The sequence below is a fragment of the Sphingomicrobium astaxanthinifaciens genome, assembly GCF_022865105.1.
In the GTDB taxonomy this organism is placed as follows: domain Bacteria; phylum Pseudomonadota; class Alphaproteobacteria; order Sphingomonadales; family Sphingomonadaceae; genus Sphingomicrobium; species Sphingomicrobium astaxanthinifaciens.
Map to the genome: position 1 here is coordinate 1,362,665 of NZ_JAKNYM010000002.1, position 22,717 is coordinate 1,385,381.

The 22,717-nt window shown below is 68.5% G+C and carries 20 protein-coding genes; 8 read left to right on the plus strand and 12 right to left on the minus strand.

All coding sequences use genetic code 11. The features are described from left to right. Positions 1–3: 3 nt before the first annotated feature. The gene (locus L8951_RS10880; protein ID WP_244383077.1) at positions 4–816 is read left to right on the plus strand and encodes an EAL domain-containing protein; all 813 of its coding nucleotides are present in this window, start codon (positions 4–6) and stop codon (positions 814–816) included. On the opposite strand, the gene mfd is transcribed toward L8951_RS10880, so the two are convergent. From mfd to L8951_RS10895, 3 genes are all read right to left on the minus strand, one after another. Then, entirely contained in the window at positions 813–4,319 is a 3,507-nt protein-coding gene (mfd, locus tag L8951_RS10885) for a transcription-repair coupling factor (RefSeq protein ID WP_244383078.1), read from the minus strand. The two genes, L8951_RS10880 and mfd, sit on opposite strands and share 4 nt — an antisense overlap. Continuing rightward, a complete protein-coding gene (locus L8951_RS10890; RefSeq protein WP_244383079.1) occupies positions 4,316–4,576 on the minus strand; it encodes an FAD assembly factor SdhE in 261 nt (86 codons plus the stop codon). The genes mfd and L8951_RS10890 overlap by 4 nt, the downstream gene beginning before the upstream one ends. A 152-nt stretch (positions 4,577–4,728) precedes the next feature. Continuing rightward, positions 4,729–5,337 (minus strand): hypothetical protein, encoded by a 609-nt coding sequence (locus tag L8951_RS10895; RefSeq protein WP_244383080.1) that lies wholly within the window; start codon positions 5,335–5,337, stop codon positions 4,729–4,731. Between the two features lie 119 nt (positions 5,338–5,456). Between L8951_RS10895 and L8951_RS10900 the strand changes: the two genes are divergently transcribed. Both L8951_RS10900 and recG read left to right on the plus strand, forming a co-directional pair. Then, on the plus strand, positions 5,457–6,350 hold the full coding sequence (locus L8951_RS10900; protein ID WP_244383081.1) for a LysR family transcriptional regulator: 894 nt from the start codon (positions 5,457–5,459) through the stop codon (positions 6,348–6,350). Continuing rightward, positions 6,350–8,392, plus strand: a complete 2,043-nt coding sequence (gene recG, locus L8951_RS10905; RefSeq protein WP_244383082.1) for an ATP-dependent DNA helicase RecG — start codon at positions 6,350–6,352, stop codon at positions 8,390–8,392. Before L8951_RS10900 ends, recG begins: the two co-directional genes overlap by 1 nt. Here the strand turns inward: recG and tyrS are convergent. Continuing rightward, a complete protein-coding gene (tyrS, locus tag L8951_RS10910; protein ID WP_244383083.1) occupies positions 8,389–9,615 on the minus strand; it encodes a tyrosine--tRNA ligase in 1,227 nt (408 codons plus the stop codon). The two genes, recG and tyrS, sit on opposite strands and share 4 nt — an antisense overlap. Positions 9,616–9,683: 68 nt before the next feature. On the opposite strand from tyrS, the gene L8951_RS10915 reads away from it, so the two are divergent. Together L8951_RS10915 and L8951_RS10920 are read left to right on the plus strand one after the other, a co-directional pair. Then, positions 9,684–10,196, plus strand: coding sequence for a DOMON domain-containing protein (locus L8951_RS10915; protein ID WP_244383084.1), 513 nt, complete (start codon positions 9,684–9,686; stop codon positions 10,194–10,196). Beyond that, positions 10,193–11,398: an exo-beta-N-acetylmuramidase NamZ family protein gene (locus L8951_RS10920; protein ID WP_244383085.1), complete on the plus strand. Its 1,206-nt coding sequence runs from the start codon at positions 10,193–10,195 to the stop codon at positions 11,396–11,398. The genes L8951_RS10915 and L8951_RS10920 overlap by 4 nt, the downstream gene beginning before the upstream one ends. Here the strand turns inward: L8951_RS10920 and L8951_RS10925 are convergent. Beyond that, on the minus strand, positions 11,340–12,344 hold the full coding sequence (locus L8951_RS10925; protein WP_244383086.1) for a phosphatase PAP2 family protein: 1,005 nt from the start codon (positions 12,342–12,344) through the stop codon (positions 11,340–11,342). The two genes, L8951_RS10920 and L8951_RS10925, sit on opposite strands and share 59 nt — an antisense overlap. A gap of 70 nt (positions 12,345–12,414) precedes the next feature. Beyond that, positions 12,415–13,596 carry a vWA domain-containing protein gene (locus tag L8951_RS10930; RefSeq protein ID WP_244383087.1) on the minus strand — a complete coding sequence of 394 codons (1,182 nt, stop codon included), beginning with the start codon at positions 13,594–13,596 and terminating at the stop codon, positions 12,415–12,417. A gap of 114 nt (positions 13,597–13,710) precedes the next feature. Between L8951_RS10930 and L8951_RS10935 the strand changes: the two genes are divergently transcribed. From L8951_RS10935 to L8951_RS10945, 3 genes are all read left to right on the plus strand, one after another. Next, the gene (locus L8951_RS10935; RefSeq protein ID WP_279614772.1) at positions 13,711–15,117 is read left to right on the plus strand and encodes a methyl-accepting chemotaxis protein; all 1,407 of its coding nucleotides are present in this window, start codon (positions 13,711–13,713) and stop codon (positions 15,115–15,117) included. Between the two features lie 85 nt (positions 15,118–15,202). After that, positions 15,203–15,652 (plus strand): DUF2975 domain-containing protein, encoded by a 450-nt coding sequence (locus L8951_RS10940; RefSeq protein WP_244383088.1) that lies wholly within the window; start codon positions 15,203–15,205, stop codon positions 15,650–15,652. Then, positions 15,652–15,897, plus strand: coding sequence for a helix-turn-helix domain-containing protein (locus L8951_RS10945; protein WP_244383089.1), 246 nt, complete (start codon positions 15,652–15,654; stop codon positions 15,895–15,897). The genes L8951_RS10940 and L8951_RS10945 overlap by 1 nt, the downstream gene beginning before the upstream one ends. Here L8951_RS10945 and L8951_RS10950 read toward each other — a convergent pair. From L8951_RS10950 to L8951_RS10975, 6 genes are all read right to left on the minus strand, one after another. After that, positions 15,894–16,742: an AAA family ATPase gene (locus L8951_RS10950; protein ID WP_244383090.1), complete on the minus strand. Its 849-nt coding sequence runs from the start codon at positions 16,740–16,742 to the stop codon at positions 15,894–15,896. The genes L8951_RS10945 and L8951_RS10950 overlap by 4 nt on opposite strands. Positions 16,743–16,816: 74 nt before the next feature. Continuing rightward, positions 16,817–17,500: a DUF6975 family protein gene (locus L8951_RS10955; protein ID WP_244383091.1), complete on the minus strand. Its 684-nt coding sequence runs from the start codon at positions 17,498–17,500 to the stop codon at positions 16,817–16,819. A 166-nt stretch (positions 17,501–17,666) separates the two neighbouring features. Next, entirely contained in the window at positions 17,667–17,960 is a 294-nt protein-coding gene (locus L8951_RS10960; protein WP_244383092.1) for a PspC domain-containing protein, read from the minus strand. Between the two features lie 260 nt (positions 17,961–18,220). Continuing rightward, positions 18,221–20,218 (minus strand): RNA polymerase sigma factor RpoD, encoded by a 1,998-nt coding sequence (gene rpoD, locus L8951_RS10965; protein ID WP_244383093.1) that lies wholly within the window; start codon positions 20,216–20,218, stop codon positions 18,221–18,223. A gap of 16 nt (positions 20,219–20,234) precedes the next feature. Beyond that, on the minus strand, positions 20,235–22,079 hold the full coding sequence (gene dnaG, locus L8951_RS10970; protein ID WP_244383094.1) for a DNA primase: 1,845 nt from the start codon (positions 22,077–22,079) through the stop codon (positions 20,235–20,237). A gap of 43 nt (positions 22,080–22,122) precedes the next feature. Next, a complete protein-coding gene (locus L8951_RS10975; protein WP_244383095.1) occupies positions 22,123–22,581 on the minus strand; it encodes a GatB/YqeY domain-containing protein in 459 nt (152 codons plus the stop codon). Between the last annotated feature and the right edge of the window lie 136 nt (positions 22,582–22,717).

Consider the following 22,717-nt stretch of genomic DNA (forward strand, 5'->3'; position numbering starts at 1 on the left):
GTCATGTTGCACCGTTCCGATCCGATGATGAGCGACCTGCCCGTGCACGAGCAGGACCCCGACCTTTTCGAGGCGCTGACCGAGCGCGCCATCTCGATCCATTACCAGCCGATGATCGACCTGCATTCGGGGCGCGTCGTCGCCGCCGAGGCGCTCGCGCGCTGGGAGCCCACCGGGACCGGCGCCGATGCGCTGTTCCAGCGCGCCCGCGCGGCGCAGCTCGAGGGGCCGCTGTCGCGCTCGATCCAATATGACGCGCTCGAGAAGGCGGCGCGCTGGAGCGGCCCGCTCGGGCAGGTCGGGCTGTCGCTCAACCTGCTGCCCGACGAACTGCTCGACCGCGATTTTCCCGACAGCTTCATCGAGATGCTGCGCGACAGCGGGTTCGCGCCCGAGCGGCTCACGCTCGAACTGGTCGAGAACGGCCATGTCACCGAACATCCCGAGGCGGCGCGGCGGCTCGCGCGGCTGCGCGCGCTGGGGATCCGCATCGCGGTCGACGATTTCGGCACCGGCTATTCGAGCCTCGCCTACCTCACCAGCCTGCCGATCGACACCTTGAAGATCGACCGCGGGCTGATCGCCGACATCGTCGGCGGCGACAAGGACCGGATCGTCGTGCGCGCGCTGCTCAAGATGGCGCAGGAGCTGGGCATGCGCACCGTCGTCGAGGGCGTCGAGAATGCCGCCCAGCTCGACCTGCTCACCGAATGGGGCGCCGATCTCTACCAGGGATTCCTCGGCTCGGGCCCGCTCGACGAGGATGCGCTCGGGCGCTTCGTCGCCTTCGCCAACCGGCCGCGCCAGCGCCACTAGGCGGGCTCGGCCTCCTTCGTCTTCGCCGCCTTCCGCTCCGCCGCGCGCGCCACCTTGGCGAGCCCGCGCGAGAGCTGCAGCGCGCCGTTGATCCGGTCATGCTCGCCCGGCCAGTTGCCCGACACGACGAGCTTGCCGTCGGGGCGCAGCCGGGCGCGCCCCTTCAGCCGCTCGACATAGCCGATCAGCCCCGGCACGTCGGCAAAGCCGTCCTTGGCGAACTGCACCACCGCGCCCTTGGCGCCGGCGTCGAGCTTGGCGATCCGCGCCTTGCGGCAGTTGACCTTGATCTCGATCACCTCGAGCAGGTTCTGCGTCTCCTGCGGCAGCTTGCCGAAGCGATCGATCAGCTCGGCGGCGAAGGCGTCGATGTCGGCGCGGCTCTCCAGATCGCCGAGGCGGCGGTAGAGCCCCATCCGCAGATCGAGGTCGGCGACATAATCGTCGGGGATGAGGATCGGCGCGGCCACGTTGATCTGCGGGTTGAGCGCATCGCCCGCCACCTCGCCCCCGCCATCGGCGCGCAGCTGCACGATCGCCTCCTCGAGCATCGACTGGTAGAGCTCGAAGCCGACCTCCTTGATGTGCCCCGACTGCTCGTCGCCGAGCAGGTTGCCCGCGCCGCGCTGGTCGAGGTCGTGGCTGGCGAGCTGGAAGCCCGCGCCAAGGTTGTCGAGGTTGGCGAGCACCTGCAGCCGCTTGGCCGCGCTGTCCGACACGAGATGCGGCTCGGGGGTCGTCAGATAAGCGTAGGCGCGCGTCTTCGAGCGCCCGACCCGCCCGCGCAGCTGGTAGAGCTGCGCCAGCCCGAAGCGGTCGGCGCGGTGCACCACCAGCGTGTTCGCGCTCGGGATATCGAGCCCGCTCTCGACGATCGTGGTCGACAGGAGCACGTCATACTTGCGGTCGTAGAAGGCGCTCATCCGTTCCTCGACCTCGGTCGGGCTCATCTGCCCGTGCGCGACGAGATATTTCACCTCGGGCACTTCCTCGCGCAGATATTCCTCGATCGCGGGCAGGTCGGCGATCCGCGGGGCGACATAGAAACTCTGCCCGCCGCGATAATGTTCGCGCAGCAGCGCCTCGCGCACCACCACCGGGTCGTGCGGCATGACATAGGTGCGCACCGCGAGGCGGTCGACCGGGGGGGTCTGGATGACCGAGAGGTCGCGCAGCCCGGTCATCGCCATCTGCAGCGTGCGCGGGATCGGGGTGGCGGTCAGCGTGAGGACGTGGACATCGGACTTGAGCGCCTTCAGCCGCTCCTTGTGCGCGACGCCGAAATGCTGCTCCTCGTCGACGATCACCAGCCCGAGCTTCTTGAACTTGACGCTCTTGCCCAGCAGCGCATGTGTGCCGATGACGATGTCGATGCTGCCCTTCTCCAGCCCCTCCTTGGTCGCCTTCGCCTCGGCCGGGGTGACGAGCCGCGACAAGCGCCCGATCTCGACCGGGAAGCCCTGGAAGCGCTCGCAGAAATTCTGGTAATGCTGGCGCGCGAGGATGGTGGTCGGCGCTACCACCGCGACCTGGTAGCCCGCCATCGCCGCGACGAATGCGGCGCGCAGCGCGACCTCGGTCTTGCCGAAGCCGACATCGCCGCACACCAGCCGGTCCATCGGCCGACCGCTCTCGAGGTCGGCGAGGACATCGGCGATCGCGGCCTCCTGGTCGTCGGTTTCCTCATAGGGGAAGCGGTCGACGAACTGCGGATAGGCGCTGTCGACCGGCGCGGGCTGGCCCTCGCGCAGCGCGCGCTCGGCGGCGACCTTGATGAGCTTGCCCGCGATCTCGCGGATCCGCTCCTTCATCTTGGCCTTGCGCCGTTGCCACGCCTCGCCGCCGAGGCGATCGAGGCTCACGCCTTCCTCGCCGCTGCCGTAGCGCGACAGGACGTCGATATTCTCGACCGGGACGTAGAGCTTGTCCTCGCCCGCATATTCGAGCGCGACGCAGTCGTGGGGCGAGCCGCCGACCTCGATGGTGACGAGGCCCTTGTAGCGGGCGATACCATGTTCGTCGTGGACGACGAGGTCGCCCGGGGTCATCGCCGACAGTTCGGCCATGAAGGCGTCGGCGGACTTCCTGCGCTTCTTGCGGCGAACGAGGCGGTCGCCGAGCATGTCCTGTTCGGACAGCACCGCGACCTTGTCGGTGGTGAAGCCATGGTCGAGCGGCAGCACCATGAGCGCGGGCGCCTTGCCACCTAGCGCTTCCTGCCAGCTCGCTGCCATTCGCCGGGACTCGACGCCATGATCCTTGAGCAGGCCGTCGAGGCGCTCGCGCGCGCCCTCGGAATAGCTCGCCAGAACCACGGTGCGCCCGCCCTTGGACAGCTTGGCGATATGGTCGGCGACGGCCTCGTAGACATTGGCGTTCTGCGCGCGTTCGGGCGCGAAGTCGCGCGGCCCGCCCACCCCGACGTCGATCACGTCGTCGCTCGACGGGGCGGGGAAGGGGGTGGCGAGGTGGACGGGGAGCGCCTGCTTTTCCTCGGCCCACTCTTCGTCGGTGAGATAGAGCGCCGAGGGTTGAAGCGGGCGATAGCTGCCCGCTTCCTGCGCCTCGACGCGGCGGCGGTTCTGGAAATAGTCCTCCACCGCCTCGAGCCGCGAGCCGAGCGCGGCGTCGGCATTAGCATCGCGCACCACGATATCATTATCGCCGACATAGTCCTCGAGCGTCGCCAGCGTCTCCTCGAACAGCGGCAACCAATGCTCCATGCCGGCGAGGCGGCGGCCGTCGCTGACCGCCTCGTAGAGCGGGTCGCCCGTCGCGGTGGCGCCGAACAGCTCGCGATAGCGCGAGCGGAAGCGCTTGATGCTGTCCTCGTCGAGCAGCGCTTCGGAGGCGGGCATGAGCGTGAAGCGCTCGACCCGCCCGGTCGAACGCTGGTCGGTCGGATCGAAGGCGCGCATGGTCTCGATCTCGTCGCCGAAGAAGTCGAGCCGCACGCCCGAGGCGAACCCCGCGGGGAAGAGGTCGACGATCGCGCCGCGCACGGCGAACTCGCCCGCGTCATGCACCGCGTCGACGCGGGCGTAGCCGTTGGCCTGGAGCAGCTTCACCAGCGTGTCGCGCTCGATCTCGCTGCCCTCGCTGAGGCGCCGCACCAACCCCTTGATGCGGTCGGGGCAGAGCATCCGCTGGGCGACCGCGGTGGCGGTGGTGACGACGAGCTGCGGCGCCTTGGGCGCTCGCGCGATACGGGCGAGCGCGCCCATGCGGTCGGCCATCACCTTGAGCGCGGGGCTGGCGCGGTCGTAGGGCAGGCAGTCCCACGCCGGCAGCTGGATGACCTCGACCTCGGGGGCGAAGATCGGCGCGGTATCGGCAATCGCCCGCAGCGCCGCTTCGTCGGCGGCAATGACCCACGCGCGCCCGCCGCGGGCGGCGGCCCCGCGCGTAAGGTCGCCTGCCAGCCATGGCAGGTAGCCGGTCGGCGCGCTGGCAAGCGTGAGCGGCGCCGACGCCGCGAGGATGGCGGGGACGGTCTCGCTCAACGCGCGATCCGGATGAAATCGAGTTTCTGGAGCTTTTCGAGCATCGGACCGTGGTAACGCGCCGGCGCGGGCAGGGTGCCGATCGCCCACGCCATGATGTCGACGTCCTGCTCCATCAGCAGCGCCTCGAACCAGTCCATGTCGGCCTCGCTCATGCCCTCCTGGTGCGCGTCGAAAAAGCCGCCGATCATCATGTCGGCCTCGCGCGTTCCGCGGTGGTGACTGCGGTATTTCAGGGCGCGGCGACGCTCGTCCATGGCTCATCCTCTACACGGCAAAAGCCCGCTTGGCCGTTCGCCAGCGGGTCGATTGCCGCCCATGTAGGGGCTGGAGGCGCGGAAAGCTAGGGAGCCGGCGGGGTGAAGGCGACCGGCTCCCTTGCCGCGCCCGACGCGCGCCGAACGCGTGCCTAATGCTCGCCCATGGTGGGTGCGTGGTCGCAGGTCACGTTGGGATTATACTGCGCGTACAGCCCGTTGGGGTTGGGTTCGTGGACCCACACATGCAGGTCGTAATGCGGCGCGAAGCCGTGCGCCTCGTCAAGGTCGGTCGAGGGATCGTCGGCCATGTAGTTGTACATCCGCCCGCGGAAATTGGGGCGCCGCCCGCCATGTTCGGCATCCCACGCCGCCTTGAATACGAGGTTCTCGACCGCGACCAGCTTCATCGAGCCGTCGGCCTGCGGCTCGTAGACCAGCACCGCGGGCTCGTTGAAGTCGGTATGGGTGCCCACGCCGTCGACGCGCGGCTCGAAGGCGGTCAGCTGGAGGAGGTCGGGGCGCGCATAATGCACCCCCATCGCGCCGAGCGCGGGGTCCTTGCCCATCATCGCGGCGGTCTCGCACGGACTGGCGGGCACATAGCCCTCGGCCTCGGCGACCGCGACATCCTCGAAGCGCTTGGTGAGCTCGCGGATTTGGTGCACCGACGGGTCGGGCTGGGTGCGCGGCGGCGTGGCCTGCGCCAGTGAAGCGATCATCGCCGTCGCGGCGGCGGCACTGAGAAATTTCACGATCATCGATCTATCCCTTGTTAACTTTGCGTTATCACGCTCGCTGGGGGAATGTCCGCGAAGCGCTTGACCGCGCCAATAGAAATGGTCGAAACAGGTTATTCACGAATGAATAGGGGGGCGCATTGCAGGACGACCTGGCGATCTTCATTGCGCTGATGCGCGAGGGGACGACCGGTCGCGCCGCCGAGCGCGCGCGCTGCAGCCAGCCCACCGTCGTGCGGCGCATCGCCGCGCTCGAGGATCGCCTCGGCCTCACGCTGTTCGAGCGCAGCGCGCAGGGCTACCTCCCGACCGACCATGCCCGCCAGCTCGAGCCCCTCGCACAGCGTGTCGCCATCGCCCGCCAGCGTCTCGAGGACCATGCGCACGCGCTGGCCGAGACCGACAACGAGACCATCCGGGTGACCTTCCTCGACGACTTCCGGCGCCAGATGCTGCCGGCCTTCCGCGCCTTTGGCGCGACCTGGCCCGGGGTTCGGCTCCAGCTCATTCCTTCCTATCGCATGGTCGATATCGCGCGCGGCGAGGCCGACATCGCGGTGCGCGGCCGCATCGCGCCCGAGGACGAGGGGCTCGTCGTGCGCGCGCTGCCGACCCCGCGCTGGGGGGTCTATGTCGCCGCCGACGAGGCCCGCGTGCCGAAAGGTCCTGACGAGCTCGACCCCGCCGCGATCGCCGGTCTTGCCGGTCCCGTCGGCCGGCTGTTGCCGTTCGAGCGGGTCCGCGCGATCGCGCACGACGCGGGGCACGAGGTGATGGAATATCCCAGCTACAGCGCGCTGATCTCGGCCATCGCCTCGGGCGTGGCGGTGTCCGTGCTGCCGTTGGCGATGGGCGATCCCGAGCGCGAGATCCGGCGGGCCTTCATCGTCGACGAGGACCGCGCGGCGCTTCCCGGGCTGTTCCTCGTCGGCCGCCGGAGCGCGCTGCGCCGCCGCCCCGTGCGCGACCTGTTCGACGGTATCATCGCCAGTTTCGAGGCGCAGGGCGATTGCTTTGCGATGCGTCCGGCCTGATGCGTCCCGAGGTCCTCCAGCCGCTGTTCGCCGAGACCATCGCGCTCGACGGCGTCGGTCCCAAGATCGCCAGGGCGCTGGGGCGGCTGAAACTCGAACGCTCCGTCGATCTCGCCTTCCACCTGCCCAGCGGTACCCTCGAACGGGTCGCGACCGACCGGCTCGGTCACGACCTCGTCGGGCGGCGGATCGTCATCACGCTGACGCCGATGGACCTGCGCGAGGGCAGGGGGCGCGCGCCGCTGCGCATCTTCGCCGCCGACCGGCAGGGCAACATGGTCGGGCTGACCTTCTTCAACAATCCGGGCTGGGCCAAGAAGCAGTTTCCCCTCGGCGAGCCGGTGCGGATCACGGGCAAGCTCGACGCCTATGGCGAGGAGCTGCAGATCGTCCATCCCGAGAAGGTGGACGAGGACCCGCCGCTGTCGGAGCCCGTCTATCCGCTGTCCGAGGGGCTGACCAACAAGCGCATGCGCGAGCTCGTCCGGCAGGTCCTCGAACGCGCCCCCGAGCTGCCCGAATGGATCGAGCCATCGGTTAAGGCCGAGCGCGACTTTGCCGACTGGCGCAGCGCGCTTGCCGCCGCGCACCGCGACCCGAAGGAAGAGCGCGCCCGGGCCCGGCTCGCCTATGACGAGATCTTCGCCAACCAGCTGACCCTGCTCCTCGTGCGCCAGTCGGCGCGGCGCCGCGCCACCCGCCCGCTCGAGGGCGACGGCAGCCTGTCGGCAAGGCTCAAGCTCCCCTTCGCGCTGACCAACGCGCAGGCGCGCTGCGTGGGCGAGATCCGCGGCGACATGGCGCAGGAGCGCCCCATGCTGCGGTTGCTCCAGGGCGATGTCGGCTCGGGCAAGACGCTGGTCGCGCTGCTCGCCATGCTCGAGGCGGTCGAGGCGGGCGCGCAGGCGGCGATGCTCGCGCCCACCGAGATCCTCGCGCGCCAGCATTACGAGGGGCTGCGCCGCCTCGCCGAGCCGATCGGGGTGCGCGTCGCCATCCTCACCGGGCGCGACAAGGGCAGGGTGCGCGAGAGCACGCTGATGGGGCTCGCCGACGGCTCGATCCACATCCTCGTCGGCACCCATGCGATTTTCCAGCAAGCGGTCACCTATCACGACCTCGGGCTTGTCGTGGTCGACGAGCAGCACCGCTTCGGCGTCTCGCAGCGGCTGATGCTTTCGGAAAAGGGCAAGCGTCCGCCGCACCTGCTCGCGATGACCGCGACCCCCATCCCGCGCACGCTGACGCTCACCCAATATGGCGAGATGGACGTCAGCCGGATCGACGAATTGCCCCCCGGGCGCCAGCCGATCGAGACGCTCGTGATCGCCGAGGAGAAGATCGGCGACGTGGTTGCCGGGCTCGGTCGCCATATCGACGCAGGCGGACAGGCCTATTGGGTCTGCCCGCTGGTCGAGGAGAGCGACAAGTCCGATGCCGCCGCGGCCGAGGATCGCGCCGCCGCGCTCATGGCCCGCTTCCCCGGCAGGGTGGGGCTGGTCCACGGGCGCATGAAGGGCGAGGAAAAGGACGCGGTGATGGAGCGCTTCGCGCGCGGCGAGCTGTCGGTCCTCGTCGCCACCACCGTAATCGAGGTCGGCGTCGACGTGCCCAATGCCACGCTGATGATCATCGAAGGCGCCGAGCGCTTCGGGCTGGCCCAGTTGCACCAGCTGCGCGGGCGCGTCGGCCGCGGCTCGGGCAAGTCGCGCTGCCTGCTGCTGCGGGGCGGCAACCTGTCGGAGACGGGCCGCGCACGGCTTGCGCTGATGCGCGAGACCAACGACGGCTTCCGCATCGCCGAGGAGGATTTGCGGCTGCGCGGTCCCGGCGAGATCCTCGGCACGCGCCAGTCGGGCGACCATGTCTTCAAGCTCGCAGAGGCCGAGGACATCGCCGCGCTGGCGCCCGGGGCGCAGGCCGACGCGCAGCTCCTGCTCGACCGCGACGGCGGGCTCGAGGGGCCGCGCGGGCAGGCGGCGCGCACCTGCCTCTACCTGTTCGAACGCGACGCCGCGGTGGGGTTGCTGAAGGGCGGCTAGGCCGTCAGCAGCCCGTGCTTCTTCTTGCCGAGGCTGAGCTTCACCGGATCGCCCGCCACCGTGACGAGCAGCTGCGGATCGCTGACGACCGTATCGTCGAGCTTGACCGCGCCTTCCTTGATCTTGCGCTTGGCTTCACCGTTCGAGGCGCAGAAGCCGAGCCCGGTGAGCGCCGCCATGATGCCGATCTCGCCGCCCGTCGACAGGCTCGGCAGGTTGGCGTCGGACGCACCTTCCTCGAACGTCCTGCGCGCGGTCTCGGCCGCGTCCTTCGCCGCCGTCTCGCCATGCAACATCGCGGTGGTCGCGTTGGCGAGCACGATCTTGGCCTCGTTGATGTCCTGCCCGCTGAGGTTCGAAAGCCGCTCGATTTCCTCGAGCGGGACATCGGTGAACAGCTTGAGGAACCTGATCACGTCGGCATCGGCGGTGTTACGCCAGAACTGCCAATAGTCATAGGCCGACAGCTGGTCGGCGTTGAGCCACACCGCGCCCTGGGCGGTCTTACCCATCTTCTTGCCCTCGGCAGTGGTGATGAGCGGGGTGGTGACGCCGAACAGTTCCTCCGCACCGCCCATCCGGCGCGTCAGTTCGACCCCGTTGCAGATATTGCCCCACTGGTCCGAACCGCCCATCTGCAGCCGGCAGCCGTAGCGCGCGTGGAGTTCGCGAAAGTCGTAGGCCTGGAGGATCATGTAGTTGAACTCGAGGAAGGTGAGCGGCTGCTCGCGCTCGAGCCGCAGCTTCACGCTGTCGAAGGTCAGCATCCGGTTGATGGTGAAATGCGGCCCCACCTCGCGCAGCAGGTCGAGGTAGTTGAGGCTCCCCAGCCACTCGTCATTGTTGACCATGATCGCGCCGGTCTCGCTGCCATCGAAGCGAAGGAAGCGCTCGAACACCTTGCGAATGCTCGCGATATTGGCCTCGATGCCCGCCGCGTCGAGCAGCTGGCGGCTCTCGTCCTTGCCCGAGGGGTCGCCGACCTTGGTGGTGCCGCCCCCCATCACCACGATCGGGCGATGGCCCGCCTGCTGGAGCCGGCGCAGGAGCATGATCTGCACGAGGCTGCCGACATGGAGCGACGGCGCGGTCGCATCGAAGCCGACATAGCCGGTGACCACCTCGCGCGCGGCCAGCGCGTCGAGCCCCTCGCGGTCGGTGGCCTGGTGGATATAGTCGCGGCTCGACAGGAGGTCGAGGAGGCTGCTCTGGTAGGTCGTCATGGGGGATGCCGATAGCAGCACGCATCGCCCCTTGCCACCGGAAGGTGAGGGCGGCATGCGGTGGAGCGATGTTGCGCCTGATCCCCCACCCCGACCACCCCCCGCGCGCCGCCACGGGCGTCGAGGTGGCGATCGCCGCCGACGGCGAGCGGGTCGCGCTGACCTATCGGCTGCACGGCGATCTTTCGCGGCTCCGCCTGCCCGGGCTGGGGCGGTTGCGGCGCGAGGACCGGCTGTGGCGCTCGACCTGCTTCGAACTCTTCCTGCGGCAGGGGCCCGTCGGCTATCGCGAGTATAATTTCGCCCCCGACGGGCGCTGGTCCGCCTACCGCTTCGCCAGCTATCGGCGCGCGCGCTCGAACCTTGCCCAGCGCTGCCTGATCGAGACGCGCCGCGAGGAGGGGCTCTATATCCTGTCCGCGCACGTCCTCGGGCAGCGGGTCGCGGGGCACGAGATCGGGCTGTCGACCATTGTCGAGGAGGAGGATGGCCGGATGAGCTACTGGGCGGTGGCGCACCCGCCGGGCGCGGCGGACTTCCACCATGACGACTGCTTTGCGCTTCGAGGAGACGATTTGTGAAATTCGGCATCGACCGCCTGCTCGCCGACCCCGCGCTGCGCCGCGACCTTCGCGGCCGCCGCGTCGCGCTGTGCGCGCACCCCGCCTCGGTGACCGGCAACCTCGTCCACGCGATGGACGCGCTGGCGATCCTCGACGACATCGACCTCACCGCCGCCTTCGGCCCCCAGCACGGGATCAAGGGCGACAAGCAGGACAATATGGTCGAGACGCCCGACGAGATCGATCCCGTCCACCGCGTCCCCGTCTACAGCCTCTATGGCGAGGTGCGCCGCCCCACCCCCGCGATGATGGACAGCTTCGATGTGATCCTCGTCGACCTGCAGGACCTCGGCTGCCGCATCTACACCTTCATCACCACGCTGCTCTACATTCTCGAGGAGGCGGCGCGCTGCGGCAAGTCGGTGTGGGTGCTCGACCGCCCCAATCCCGCCGGGCGCCCGATCGAGGGACTGACGCTGCGCCCGGGCTACGAGAGTTTCGTGGGCGCGGGGCCGCTGCCGATGCGCCATGGGCTCACGCTGGGCGAGCTGGGCCACTGGTTCATCACCCATTTCGGGCTCGAGCTCGACTATCGCGTGATCGCGATGGAGGGCTACGACCCCAAGGCCGCTCCCGGCTTCGGCTGGCCGCCCGAGCGGCTCTGGATCAATCCCTCGCCCAACGCGCCCAACCTCAACATGGCCCGCGCCTATGCGGGCACGGTGATGCTCGAGGGCGCGACGCTGAGCGAGGGGCGGGGCACCACGCGCCCGCTCGAACTGTTCGGCGCCCCCGACATCAACGCCCGCAGCGTGATCGCGCAGATGCAGCGGCTGGCCCCGCAATGGCTCGAGGGCTGCGCGCTGCGCGAGACCTGGTTCGAGCCGACCTTCCACAAGCATGTCGGGCAGCTCTGTCACGGGGTCCACATCCACGCCGAGGGCGCCTTCTACGACCATCACGCCTTCCGCCCGTGGCGGCTGCAGGCGCTCGGCTTCAAGGCGATCCGCGCGCTGTTCCCCGACTATGCGCTGTGGCGCGGCGAGGACTTCGCCTACGAATATACCGAGGGGCATCTGGCGATCGACGTCATCAACGGCGGCCCCGAGTTGCGGCAATGGGTCGACGATGAAGGCGCCGAGCCGGGCGACCTCGACGCGCTCAGCCGGCCCGACGAGGCCGCCTGGGCGGACGCGCGCGCCCCGCACCTTCTCTACTGACCGGCGCGATCGCGGCGCGCGCGATCGCCCAGCTCGCCGCCACCACGATGATCGCACCGAGGCTGTCGAGCGCATAATGCCAGCCGAGGTGGACCGAGCCGATCATCACCACCAGCGCATAGCCCCAGCCGAGCAGCGCCGCGCGCGGCAGGTAGGTGGCCACGCACAGCCCGACCCACAGCGACAGCGCGACGTGGAGCGAGGGCATCGCCGAGATCCCCGTCCCGGGCAGCCCGCCTCCGGCCTGGTAGTCGGCCCACAGATAGTCGCGCCCGCTGATCACCAGCGGCTGGTAGGGCAGCTCGGCGAAGCGATCGGAGATGCCCAGCAATTGCCAGAAGACCGGCCCCGCCGAGGGCAGCAGGTACTGCACCAGCGCGGTCAGCGAGATGACGAGGAAATAGGACAGGATCAGCCGCCCCTTGGCGGGGCTCTCGGGGGCGAAGACGATCAGCAGCAGGCACCCCGTCTTGACCGGCCCCCACGCGGCATAGGCCCAGTCGAAGGCGGGCGAGGCCCAGCCCAGCAGCGCGTGGGTGAGCCGCCACGGGTCGGTGCCGAGGAAGAGCGCGGCATCGAGATCGGCGAGCAACGGGTCGGCCCAGAACCCCGCCACCATCGGCAGCATCGACTTGAGCCACATCAGCGCCGCAAGCTCGAGCGCCATCAGCCCGACGAGCAGCACGAAGACGACGACCGGGCGGCGCGGTTCGGCGCGCAGCCGCGCCAGCGGGCGGGGTTCGCGCTGCCACGCATAGATCGCCAGTTTGGCGACGATCCCCGCGAGCACCACCGCGACCGCGATCGTCATGAAGGCGATGAAATAGGCGTCGAAGGGCAGCCGGTAGGGATAGCCGTGGCGCCAGCCGATGACGAGCGCCGCACCATAGGTCAGCGCCACGACCAGCGCGGAGAGGGGGAGCCAGCGGGGCAGGGCGGGCAACATGGCGGCCAGCATGGCACAGCCGCGCCCGCGCGCAAGGGGCCCCCCGCGCGCGTCCCGCCGCGGCACGCGCTCAGTGCTTGCGGCTCAACTCGCGCATCGCCGCGTCGAGCCCGTCGAGCGTGAGCGGGTACATGCGATCATCCATCAGCTCCTTCAGGATCCGCGTCGAATGGCTGTGGTTCCAATAGGCCTCGGGCGTGGGGTTGAGCCACACCGCGCTCCTGTACTGGTCGGTCAGCCGCTCGATCCAGGTCGCGCCCGCTTCCTCGTTGTAATGCTCGATTGCCCCGCCCGGATGGGTGATCTCGAAGGGGCTCATCGAGGCATCGCCGACGATCACCAGCTTATGGTCGGGGCCGAACTTGTGGATGATGTCGAGGGTCGGCGTCTGGTCGTCCCAGCGGCGCCGGTTCTCCTTCCATACCCCCTCGTAGATGCAGTTGTGAAAATAATAATGCTCGAGATGCTTGAACTCCGAGCGCGCCGCCGAGAACAATTCCTCGACCTGCCGGACATGCGGGTCCATCGACCCGCCGATGTCGAGGAAGAGCAGCAGCTTGACCGCATTGTGCCGCTCGGGACGCATCTTGACGTCGAGCCAGCCCTGCCGCGCGGTGCCCTCGATGGTGCGCTCGAGGTCGAGCTCCTCCGCCGCGCCCTCGCGGGCGAAACGGCGCAATCGCTTGAGCGCGACCTGGATGTTGCGCGTGCCCAGCGCGACGTCGCCGTCGAGGTCGCGAAACAACCGCTTTTCCCAGATCTTGACCGCGCGGCCATGCCGCCCCGGCCCGCCGATCCGGACCCCCGCGGGATTGTAGCCCGAATGGCCGAAGGGCGAGGTCCCCCCGGTGCCGATCCACTTCGACCCTCCCTCGTGTCGCTCCTGCTGCTCGGCGAGCCGCTGCTTGAGCGTCTCCATGATCTCGTCCCAGTCTCCGAGCGCCTCGATCGCGGCCTTTTCCTCGGGGGTGAGGAAGCGTTCGGCGACCGCCTTGAGCCATTCCTCGGGCAATTCGACCGGAGCCAGCTCGTCCTCGGCGCGGGTCACCCCCTTGAAGGTCGCGGCGAACACCTGGTCGAAGCGGTCGAGCATCTTCTCGTCGGACACGTAGGTCGCCCGCGCCAGGAAATAGAATTGGGTGGGGTCGGCCGCGATCACCTCGCGGTCGAGCGCCTCGAGCAGCATCAGATGCTCCTTCAGGCTGGCCTTGAACCCGGCTTTGCGCAGCGCGTCGAGGAAGGAGATGAACATGCTCGCAGCCTCTAGCCTGCCGTCCCGCGCCGGGCAAATCGCTTGGTTAACGAATTGGTAGGGGGGGGCGCATAAACACGGCAGCGTAACGGGGTGAACAAGGAAGCGTCGAACATGGCCACGCAGGGCATCGAAGAAGTCACCGAAAACGCCATCCGCCTGGTAGCGCGCGACTGCGGCTCGTTGAGCCTCGAGTGCAGCGACGTCGCCGAATATGTCGAGACCGTCACCGAACGCGTGTCGGCCAGCCTCGAGACGCTCGACACGCTCGAGCAGGTCACCGAACAGCTGATGCGCGACCAGGCGCGGGTGTCCGATTCGACCGACGAGGCGCGGCTGCTCTCGCAGCAGGCCAAGGACAAGCTCGACAACGGGCGCGCCGCGATCGAGAGCACGATCGAGGGGTTCCGCGGGCTGACCGACCTCGTCGTCCAGCTGGGCGAGCGGATGGAACGCTTCGCCGGCGCGATGAACCAGGTGCAGTCGGTGTCGGCGACGATCGAGACGATCGCGCGCAAGACCAACATGCTGGCGCTCAACGCCACCATCGAGGCGGCGCGCGCGGGCGATGCCGGGCGCAGCTTTGCGGTCGTCGCCGCCGAGGTGAAGAAGCTCGCGCACGACACCCGCAATGCCACCGGGCAGATCGCCACCACCCTCGGCGAGCTCACCCGCGAGGCCAATGCCGTCAACGACGAGATCACCAGCGGGGTCGATCGCAGCCGCGCCGCGCAGGCGGGGATCGCCACCATCGGCGAGACCGTCCGCGAGGTCTCCGAGATCGTCGACATGGTGGATTCGCAGTCGGAGGGCATCGCCCAGTCGACCAGTCTCATCCAGACCAGCGTCGACCGGGTGAAGGCGGGGCTCAGCGAATTCTCGGGCGGGGCGCGCGCCAACAACGGCGAACTCGTGCAGGCGCAAAAGCGGCTCGCGCACCTCGAGCAGATGGCCAACGAGATGCTCGACACGCTCGCCAATTCGGGGGCCGAGATCGACGATACCCCGTTCATCGCGCGCGCGCAGGACGCGATGCGCGACATCCAGCGTATCGTCGAGCAGGCGGTCGAGGCGGGCGAGATCGACCTCGAGGCGGTGTTCGACCGCGACTATGTCGAGATCGCCGGAACCAATCCCAAGCAGTATCGCAACGGCTTCTGCGAGTTCGCCGATCGCCATATCCAGGGCGTGCTCGACGCCTTCAAGGCGAGCGACAACCGCATCATCGCCTGCGCGCTGACCGACGTGAACGGCTATTTGCCGACCCACCTGTCCGAGCGCAGCCTGCCGCAGGGCGAGGACCCGGTGTGGAACGACAAGCATTGCCGCAACCGCCTCATCCTGATGGACGAGGCCACGCGGCGCGCGGTCGAGAGCGACAAGCCGGCCACGCTCTACACCTACCAGATGCAGCTCGGCGACCAGAGCTTCCCGGTCAAGAATGTCTTCGTGCCGCTGCACTTCAAGGGCCGGCGCTGGGGCAATTTCGAGCTTGCCTATCGCGACACCGGCGCCGCCTGAGCGGGGAGGGCGCGCGCGCATGGCGCTTGACGCTGCGCGCGCGCGCGCCAACACTGCCGCGCGGGCCGGACAAGAGGGGGCGCGGATGGACGGATTGCAGGCAAGAACCCGCTGGATGGCGCTGCTCGCGCTGTTCGTGTTCGCGGTGATGATGCTGCTGTTCGCGCTCCAGCTCGCGGCGATCGACGCGCAGGTCGAGGATCGCCCCGACCTGTGGGCGCATTTCCTCCCGACCCCCTTCTACCTCTACGCGGTCGGCGCGGTCTGGTGGGCGTTGCGCTCGATCTCGGCCGGCAAGGGGTTCGCCCCGCAGGTCGCGCGGCTGCTGCGCCGGGTCGGGCTCGCGCTCGCGGTGGGCGGCATGATCGAGCTGGTCGGGCAGAACCTCCTGCCCGTGTTCCTGACCCGCGCGCCGCTGTTCGAACTCGACTCGACCGCCATCGCGATCGCCATCGTCGGCGCCGGGCTGTGGGCAATGTCCGAACTGATCGACGAGGCCCGCGCCGCGCGCGACGAACTCGACAGTTTCGTCTGATGGGGATCAAGGTCACCCTCGATGCGCAGCTGCAGCGCGCGGGCATGACGGGCAAGGATCTCGCCGAGGCGATCGACCTGTCGCAGACGCAACTGAGCCTGTTCCGCTCGGGCAAGGTCAAGGGGATCCGCTTCGCCACGCTGGCCGCGATGTGCGCGGCACTCGGCTGCCAGCCCGGCGACCTCATCCGCTTCGAGCTCGACGGCGAGGACGCCGGGGACACGGACGAGGGCGAGCCGCGTTAGCGGCCCTGCGGCCGCCGCGCGAGGAAGGCCAGCTTCTCGAACAGCATCACGTCCTGCTCGTTCTTGAGCAGCGCGCCGTGGAGCGGCGGGATCGCCTTCTTGGGATCGGCATCGGCGAGCACCTCGAGCGGCATGTCCTCGTGGAGGATGAGCTTGAGCCAGTCGATCAACTCGCTGGTCGAGGGCTTCTTCTTGAGCCCCGGGGTCTCGCGCACCTGGTAGAACAGGTCGAGCGCGCGCCGCACCAGCATCTTCTGGATGCCCGGGAAATGCACCTCGATGATCGCTTCCATCGTCTCGGCGTCGGGGAAGGCGATATAGTGGAAGAAGCAGCGCCGCAGGAAGGCGTCGGGCAGGTCCTTCTCGTTGTTCGAGGTGATCACCACCACCGGGCGCTCGGCGGCCTTCACCGTCTCGCCCGTCTCGTAGACATGGAACTCCATCCGATCGAGTTCCTGCAGCAGGTCGTTGGGGAACTCGATGTCGGCCTTGTCGATCTCGTCGATCAGCAGCACCGGGAGCCGTTCGCTGGTGAAGGCCTCCCACAGCTTGCCCTTGCGGATATAGTTGGAGATGTCGTGGACCCGGTCCTCGCCGAGCTGGCCGTCGCGCAGCCGGGCGACGGCGTCATATTCGTACAATCCCTGCACCGCGCGGGTGGTCGACTTGACGTGCCACTCGATCAGCGGCGCGTCGATCGCCTTGGCGATCTCGTGCGCGAGCACGGTCTTGCCCGTGCCGGGCTCGCCCTTGACGAGGAGCGGGCGGCGCAGCGCGACCGCCGCATTGACCGCGACCTTGAGATCGTCGGTGGCGACATAGGAGGAGGTGCCGTCGAATTTCATCCCGCCCCCCTATGGGAAGGGCGTTGCCGGTGCAAGCGGGCAGGGGCGTGGGACGGTCGCCCCGCGCAGCCCGCTCAGCCGATGCCGTCGGCCTTGTCGCGCGCCTCGGCGCGCGCCTCGAGCAGGTCGAACAGCCCGGCGTGCTGGAGGAGGAGTTGTTCGGCGCCGAAGGCGAAGGCGCGGCGCGGTCCCGCGCCCTCGAGCCGGTCGCGCATCGCCTCGCCCTGCGCGGGTTCGGGCAGCGCGCAGGCGGGCGCCTCGACCCCGTGCCGCGCGGCGACATGGTCGAGCAGCGCGCGCAGCGCCGCCCAGTCGGCGACCAGCGCGCTCGCCGCGCCCAGCGCGCAGCCGTTGCGCTCGGAACGGCCGAGCGTGTCGATCGCGTGCTGCTGCGCCTTGAGCGTGTTCTCGGTCTGCGCGGCGCCGCTGGTCGAGGGCAGGGGGCCGACTGCGGCGGTCAGCGTCACCAGGTAATGGCGTTCCTGCTCGAAGGCGGCCGCGCTCGCCATTGCCCAGTCGCGCTGCGGCCCGGCGCCGATCCGCCCGAGCGCGGTCTCGATCATCGTCGGGTGGCAGCCGTGCAGCTTGCACAGGCAGTGGACGAAGTCGGCGAGGTTGCGGGCGCTCGAGGGGGCGGTGTCGACCAGCAGGCGGCGATAGTGCGGGTGGATCGCGACCCCGCCGGCGGCGAGACCGTCGAGGGGAGCGAGCGCCGACACGGCATCATCCGGTCCGACCTTCACATGCGCCACCATCATCGTCACTCCCTCGCTGAACCTGTCAATGTCATCGTCTTCTGGTGGGGGGAAAAGCGCTAGCAGCCGCCGATTAAGACCCGGTTACCGGCGCCGAAACCTTTTGGTCAGAGGCGTTAATTTCCGCCCCGAAACGGGACAGGCGCGAAACAGGCGCGCCCGCCGCGCATCAGGCGGCGTCGGACAGCCCGACCTCGCTGTTGGCCGCCTCGGCGCCGACCAGCTGTGCGCCGGTCTGCGGCGCGGCCTCGGCGGCGGGCACCGCGCGCTCCTTGAACATCAGCCGCGAGGCGAGCACCACCAGCCCCAGCCCGGCATAGGTGATCGCCACCTCGAGGGGGAACCAGAAGAGCGGAAGGATGAGCGCGATCCGCAGCAGCGTCGGGTTGAACCCGAAATCCTCGCCCAGCGCCTCGCAGACGCCAAAGATCGTATCGTTGCGCAGGAACAGGTTCGCTTTCATCGTTCTTCCCTTGTCGACGGGCGGGAAATTCCGCCTTGCCGTGTTGATGCACCCATCGTGCCAATCGTGCTTCGCCCCGGTTTTCCGGGAATTTTTGAGCAATGCGCTCCCGGCAGGGTGGGAAATCCCACCGCCTGTCGGCGGATCGCACGCACGTTGTGCGATGCATCAAGCCAATGAAGCGCGGATGAAAAGGTGCCGCCCGCTTCGATGAACGGGCGGCCCCCTACGACCAGTTGCGATCGACTACCGACTAAGGTCTATTGGTCGAGGAAGCTGCGCATCTTGCGGCTGCGGCTCGGGTGCTTGAGCTTCCTGAGCGCCTTGGCCTCGATCTGGCGGATGCGTTCGCGCGTCACGCTGAACTGCTGGCCGACTTCCTCGAGCGTATGGTCGGTGTTCATGCCGATGCCGAAGCGCATGCGCAGCACGCGCTCCTCGCGCGGGGTGAGCGAGGCCAGCACGCGGGTGACAGTTTCCTTGAGGTTGGACTGGATCGCCGCATCGACCGGGATGACCGCGTTCTTGTCCTCGATGAAATCGCCGAGGTGCGAATCCTCCTCGTCGCCGATCGGGGTCTCGAGGCTGATCGGCTCCTTGGCGATCTTCATCACCTTGCGCACCTTCTCGAGCGGCATGGAGAGGCGCTCGGCCAGTTCCTCGGGGGTCGGCTCGCGGCCCGTCTCGTGGAGGAACTGGCGGCTGGTGCGGACCAGCTTGTTGATCGTCTCGATCATGTGCACCGGGATGCGGATGGTGCGCGCCTGGTCGGCGATCGAGCGGGTGATCGCCTGCCGGATCCACCAGGTCGCATAGGTCGAGAACTTGTAGCCGCGGCGATATTCGAACTTGTCGACCGCCTTCATCAGCCCGATGTTCCCCTCCTGGATGAGGTCGAGGAACTGCAGCCCGCGGTTGGTATATTTCTTGGCAATCGAGATGACGAGCCGCAGGTTGGCCTCGACCATCTCCTTCTTGGCGATGCGCGCCTCGCGCTCGCCCTTCTGGACCTGGTTGACGATGCGGCGGAACTCGGGGAGGCTCATCCCCGTCAGCTGCGCGATCTCGGCGATCTCGCCGCGGATGCGTTCGACCGTCTCGGCCTCGCTCTTGGCGAAGCTGGCCCATTTCTTGTCGATCTTGGCGACGCGGTCGAGCCAGGCATCGTCGAGCTCGTTGCCCTCATATTCCTCGAGGAAGCTCTTGCGGCTGACGCGATGGCGCTCGGCGAGGCGCAGCATCTGCCCACCCAGCGTCATCAGCCGCCGGTTGTAGCCGTAGAGCTGGTCGACCAGCATCTCGATCTTGGCATTGTGGAACTGCATCGATTCCACCAGCGCGGTCAGCTCGCCCGACAGCGCCTGATACTTCTTCTCCTTGGCGGCGCTCAATTCCTCGCCCGCCTCGAGCGCCTCGAGCCGCTCGGCCTGGAGCTTGGAGAATTTCTTGAAGACCGCGGTGATCTCGGCAAATTTCTCGAGCGCGGTGGGCTTCAGCGCCTCTTCCATCTGCGCGAGGCTGAGGGTGTTGTCCTCCTCCTCTTCCTCGCGGCGCTTGCGCGCGGCATCGCCGCCGGCTTCGCCGTCCTCGCCGTCGCCGGCCTCGCCGTCGTCTTCGTCCTCATCCTCGGCGATGGTCGGCCCGGCGTTCTTCTCGCTGATCTCGCCGTCGTCGTCCTCATCCTCCGACTGCGCCATCTGCTCGGCGGTCGGTCCCTTCGAGATCATCGCCTCGAGATCGAGGATCTCGCGCAGCTGCATGGTCTCTTCGTTGAGATTCTTCGACCATTCGATGATCGCGTTGAAGGTGATCGGGCTTTCGCACAGCCCCCAGATCATGAAGTCGCGCCCCGCCTCGATGCGCTTGGCGATGGCGATCTCGCCCTCGCGGCTGAGGAGTTCGACCGCGCCCATCTCGCGAAGGTACATGCGCACCGGGTCGTCGGTGCGGTCGGCGCGTTCCTTGGTGTTGGTGGTGGCCTTGACCTTCTCGGGCTTGGCATCGTCGCCGAGCGGCTCGACGTCCTCGTCGTCCTCGTCCGATTCGACGATGGTGATCCCCATTTCCGAGATCGCGGTCATCGCGTCCTCGATCTGGTCGGGGCTCATCTGGTCGGAGGGCAAGGCCTCGTTGACCTCGTCATAGGTGAGGATGCCGCGCTTCTTGCCGCGGGCGAGCAGCTTCTTGATCGCGGCATTGTTGAGGTCGATCAGCGGCTGATCGCCGTCGGCCGGGGTGTCTTTGTCGGTCTTCGCCATAGATCTCAAATTTCAATCATTCCATGCGGGCCAGCACTGCCAGCCTGTCCGTTGCATCCCTGCGAAGCCCGAGGAGCCGCTGCTGCTCGCCAAAGGCCTCGTCGCTAAACTCCCGTTCCAAACGCTCGGTGGCGGCCTCGAGTGCCGATTCGATCTCGGCGGCGGCCAATATGGTCTCGAGCGTTGCCGACAGGTCGTGCGCAGCTTGCGCGCGGTCCGCGTCGGGCTTGACGAAACTATATCCCATGAGCGGCCGGGACGGGCTGTCCAGCCTTTCGTCCGCCAATATGGGAAGAAGGGTGCCGGGATCAAGCGACTCGGCGGAAAAGGCTGCATCGAGGAGTTTTTCGCGCAACGCCGCGAGGCGCGGGTCGGACAGCTCGAGGCGGACGAGGTCCTCGGCGTCCTCGAGGAGGCGCTGCGGATGCCGGGCATAGCCGATCAGCAGCGCTTCGAGCAGGTGGGGCACGATCCCGTCGGCGGACAGTCGGCGCGCCGCCGCGCCGACGGGCGGCGCGGGGGGCACCCAGCGCCCGTCCTTGTTCTTCTTCCACGGCTTGCGCTGGCCCCCGCCGGGCCCGCCGCCGCCGCCGCGCTCGCGCCCCACCAGCCGGTCGAACCGCGCCAGCCAGTCGTCGCGATAGAGCTGCGACAGCCCCGGGTTCTGGATCGCGCGCGCATGGTCGAACAAGCGCTGCTTGAGCCCAGCGCGCTGTTCGGGGGTGTCGAGCGGGCCGGCCGCGACCTCGTGGCGCCACAACCGCTCGACCAGCGGCTCGGGCGCCTCGAGCAGCGCCTCGAACGCCGCGCGCCCGCCCGCGCGCACGACGTCGTCGGGATCCTGCCCCGCGGGCAGCTCGACGAAGCTGAGGCTGTGGTCGGGGCCGAGCAGCGGCAGCGCGCGCTCGGCGGCGCGGATCGCCGCGCGCTGCCCCGCGGCGTCGCCGTCGAAGCACAGGATGGGGGCGGGGGTGAGCCGCCACAGCAGCCGCAGCTGGTCCTCGGTCAGCGCGGTGCCTAGCGGCGCGACCGCCTCGCCGATCCCCGCCGCATCGAGCCCGATGACGTCCATGTAGCCCTCGACCACGATGACGCGCCCCGCCTTGCGCGCGGCGGCCTGCGCGCGGTCGAGATTGTAGAGCTGGCGCCCCTTGTCGAACAGCGGGGTCTCGGGGCTGTTGAGATATTTCGGCTCGCCATCGCCGAGGATGCGCCCGCCAAAGGCGATAACCCGTCCGCGCGGATCGCGGATGGGGATCATCAGCCGCCCGCGAAAGCGGTCGTAGGGCTCGCGATTGCCGTCCTCGGGATTGATCAGCATCCCGCTCTCGACGAGCTTGGGGACCCCGAACCGGTCGAGCGCGCGCTTCAGCCGGCCCCGGTCATCGGGCGCGAAACCGAGCCTGAAGCGCTTGATGATTGCGGCCGACAGCCCGCGCTTGTCGAGATAGGCGCGCGCGCCCGCGCCCTCGATCCCTGCCAGCTGCTCCTCGTACCAGTCCGCCGCCGCCTCTGTGACATCGACCAGCCCGGCGCGGCGCTCGGCCCGCTGTTGCGCCCGCGGGTCGGGGGCCGGGACCTCCATCCCCGCCTTGGCGGCCAGCTCCTTGACCGCGTCCATGAACCCCATCCCGCGCCCGTCGACGAGATAGGAGATCGCATCGCCATGCGCGCCGCAGCCGAAGCAGTGATAGAAGCCCTTCTGGTCGTTGACGTAGAAGCTCGGCGTCTTCTCGTCGTGGAACGGGCAGCAGGCCTTATATTCCTTGCCCGCCTTGAGGAGCTTGACGTCGTTGCCCACGACCGCGGACACGCGGGTGCGCGCCCGAAGCTCGTCAAGGAATGAGGGGGGAAGGCTCACGGGGTGAGGCTTACGACCGTATGGGGGGGAGCGACAAGGACGCTCAGCCGCCCGCGAGCTGCTTCTTGGCGGCCGCGCTCGCCTTGGCGGGCTCGATCGCGGCACCGTGGCGGCTGCGCACCTCGCCCATGACGCGGCCCATGTCCTTCATGCCGGCAGCGCCGGTGTCGGCGATGATCGCGGCGACGGCGGCGTCGATCTCTTCATCGCTCATCTGCGCAGGCAGGAAGGTCTCGATCACCGCGATCTCGGCTTCCTCGGTCGCGGCACGATCCTCGGCGCCGCCCTTGCGGAACATCTCGGCCGATTCGCGGCGCTGCTTGACCATCTTCTGGAGCACCGCGGTGACATGCGCGTCATCGTCCTTGACCTCGCCGCCGGTGCGCGCCTCGATGTCCTTGTTCTTCACCTCGGACTGGATCAGGCGGATCGTCGCCACCTTGTCCTTCTCGCCCGCCTTCATCGCGGCCACCATCGCGGCCTTCAGATCATCGCGAATCATCGCTGCTTCTCGCTCAACTGAAAAAGAAAAGGGTTTAGCCGCAGAACATTCGCTTTCCCACCCGTTGACGGAGGGGGGGAACAAGCGTAGCGGCTGTGGCTTAGCAACATTGCCGACACCCCCACCAACGGAGCAC

Bases quoted from the DNA above. Each gene is read 5' to 3' on its own strand.
- L8951_RS10880 (WP_244383077.1), top strand. From the start codon at position 4: ATGTTGCACCGTTCCGATCCGATGATGAGCGACCTGCCCGTGCACGAG.
- L8951_RS10890 (WP_244383079.1), bottom strand. From the start codon at position 4,576: ATGGACGAGCGTCGCCGCGCCCTGAAATACCGCAGTCACCACCGCGGA.
- L8951_RS10895 (WP_244383080.1), bottom strand. From the start codon at position 5,337: ATGATCGTGAAATTTCTCAGTGCCGCCGCCGCGACGGCGATGATCGCT.
- recG (WP_244383082.1), top strand. From the start codon at position 6,350: ATGCGTCCCGAGGTCCTCCAGCCGCTGTTCGCCGAGACCATCGCGCTC.
- tyrS (WP_244383083.1), bottom strand. From the start codon at position 9,615: ATGACGACCTACCAGAGCAGCCTCCTCGACCTCCTGTCGAGCCGCGAC.
- L8951_RS10915 (WP_244383084.1), top strand. From the start codon at position 9,684: ATGTTGCGCCTGATCCCCCACCCCGACCACCCCCCGCGCGCCGCCACG.
- L8951_RS10925 (WP_244383086.1), bottom strand. From the start codon at position 12,344: ATGTTGCCCGCCCTGCCCCGCTGGCTCCCCCTCTCCGCGCTGGTCGTG.
- L8951_RS10930 (WP_244383087.1), bottom strand. From the start codon at position 13,596: ATGTTCATCTCCTTCCTCGACGCGCTGCGCAAAGCCGGGTTCAAGGCC.
- L8951_RS10935 (WP_279614772.1), top strand. From the start codon at position 13,711: ATGGCCACGCAGGGCATCGAAGAAGTCACCGAAAACGCCATCCGCCTG.
- L8951_RS10940 (WP_244383088.1), top strand. From the start codon at position 15,203: ATGGACGGATTGCAGGCAAGAACCCGCTGGATGGCGCTGCTCGCGCTG.
- L8951_RS10945 (WP_244383089.1), top strand. From the start codon at position 15,652: ATGGGGATCAAGGTCACCCTCGATGCGCAGCTGCAGCGCGCGGGCATG.
- L8951_RS10950 (WP_244383090.1), bottom strand. From the start codon at position 16,742: ATGAAATTCGACGGCACCTCCTCCTATGTCGCCACCGACGATCTCAAG.
- L8951_RS10955 (WP_244383091.1), bottom strand. From the start codon at position 17,500: ATGATGGTGGCGCATGTGAAGGTCGGACCGGATGATGCCGTGTCGGCG.
- L8951_RS10960 (WP_244383092.1), bottom strand. From the start codon at position 17,960: ATGAAAGCGAACCTGTTCCTGCGCAACGATACGATCTTTGGCGTCTGC.
- rpoD (WP_244383093.1), bottom strand. From the start codon at position 20,218: ATGGCGAAGACCGACAAAGACACCCCGGCCGACGGCGATCAGCCGCTG.
- L8951_RS10975 (WP_244383095.1), bottom strand. From the start codon at position 22,581: ATGATTCGCGATGATCTGAAGGCCGCGATGGTGGCCGCGATGAAGGCG.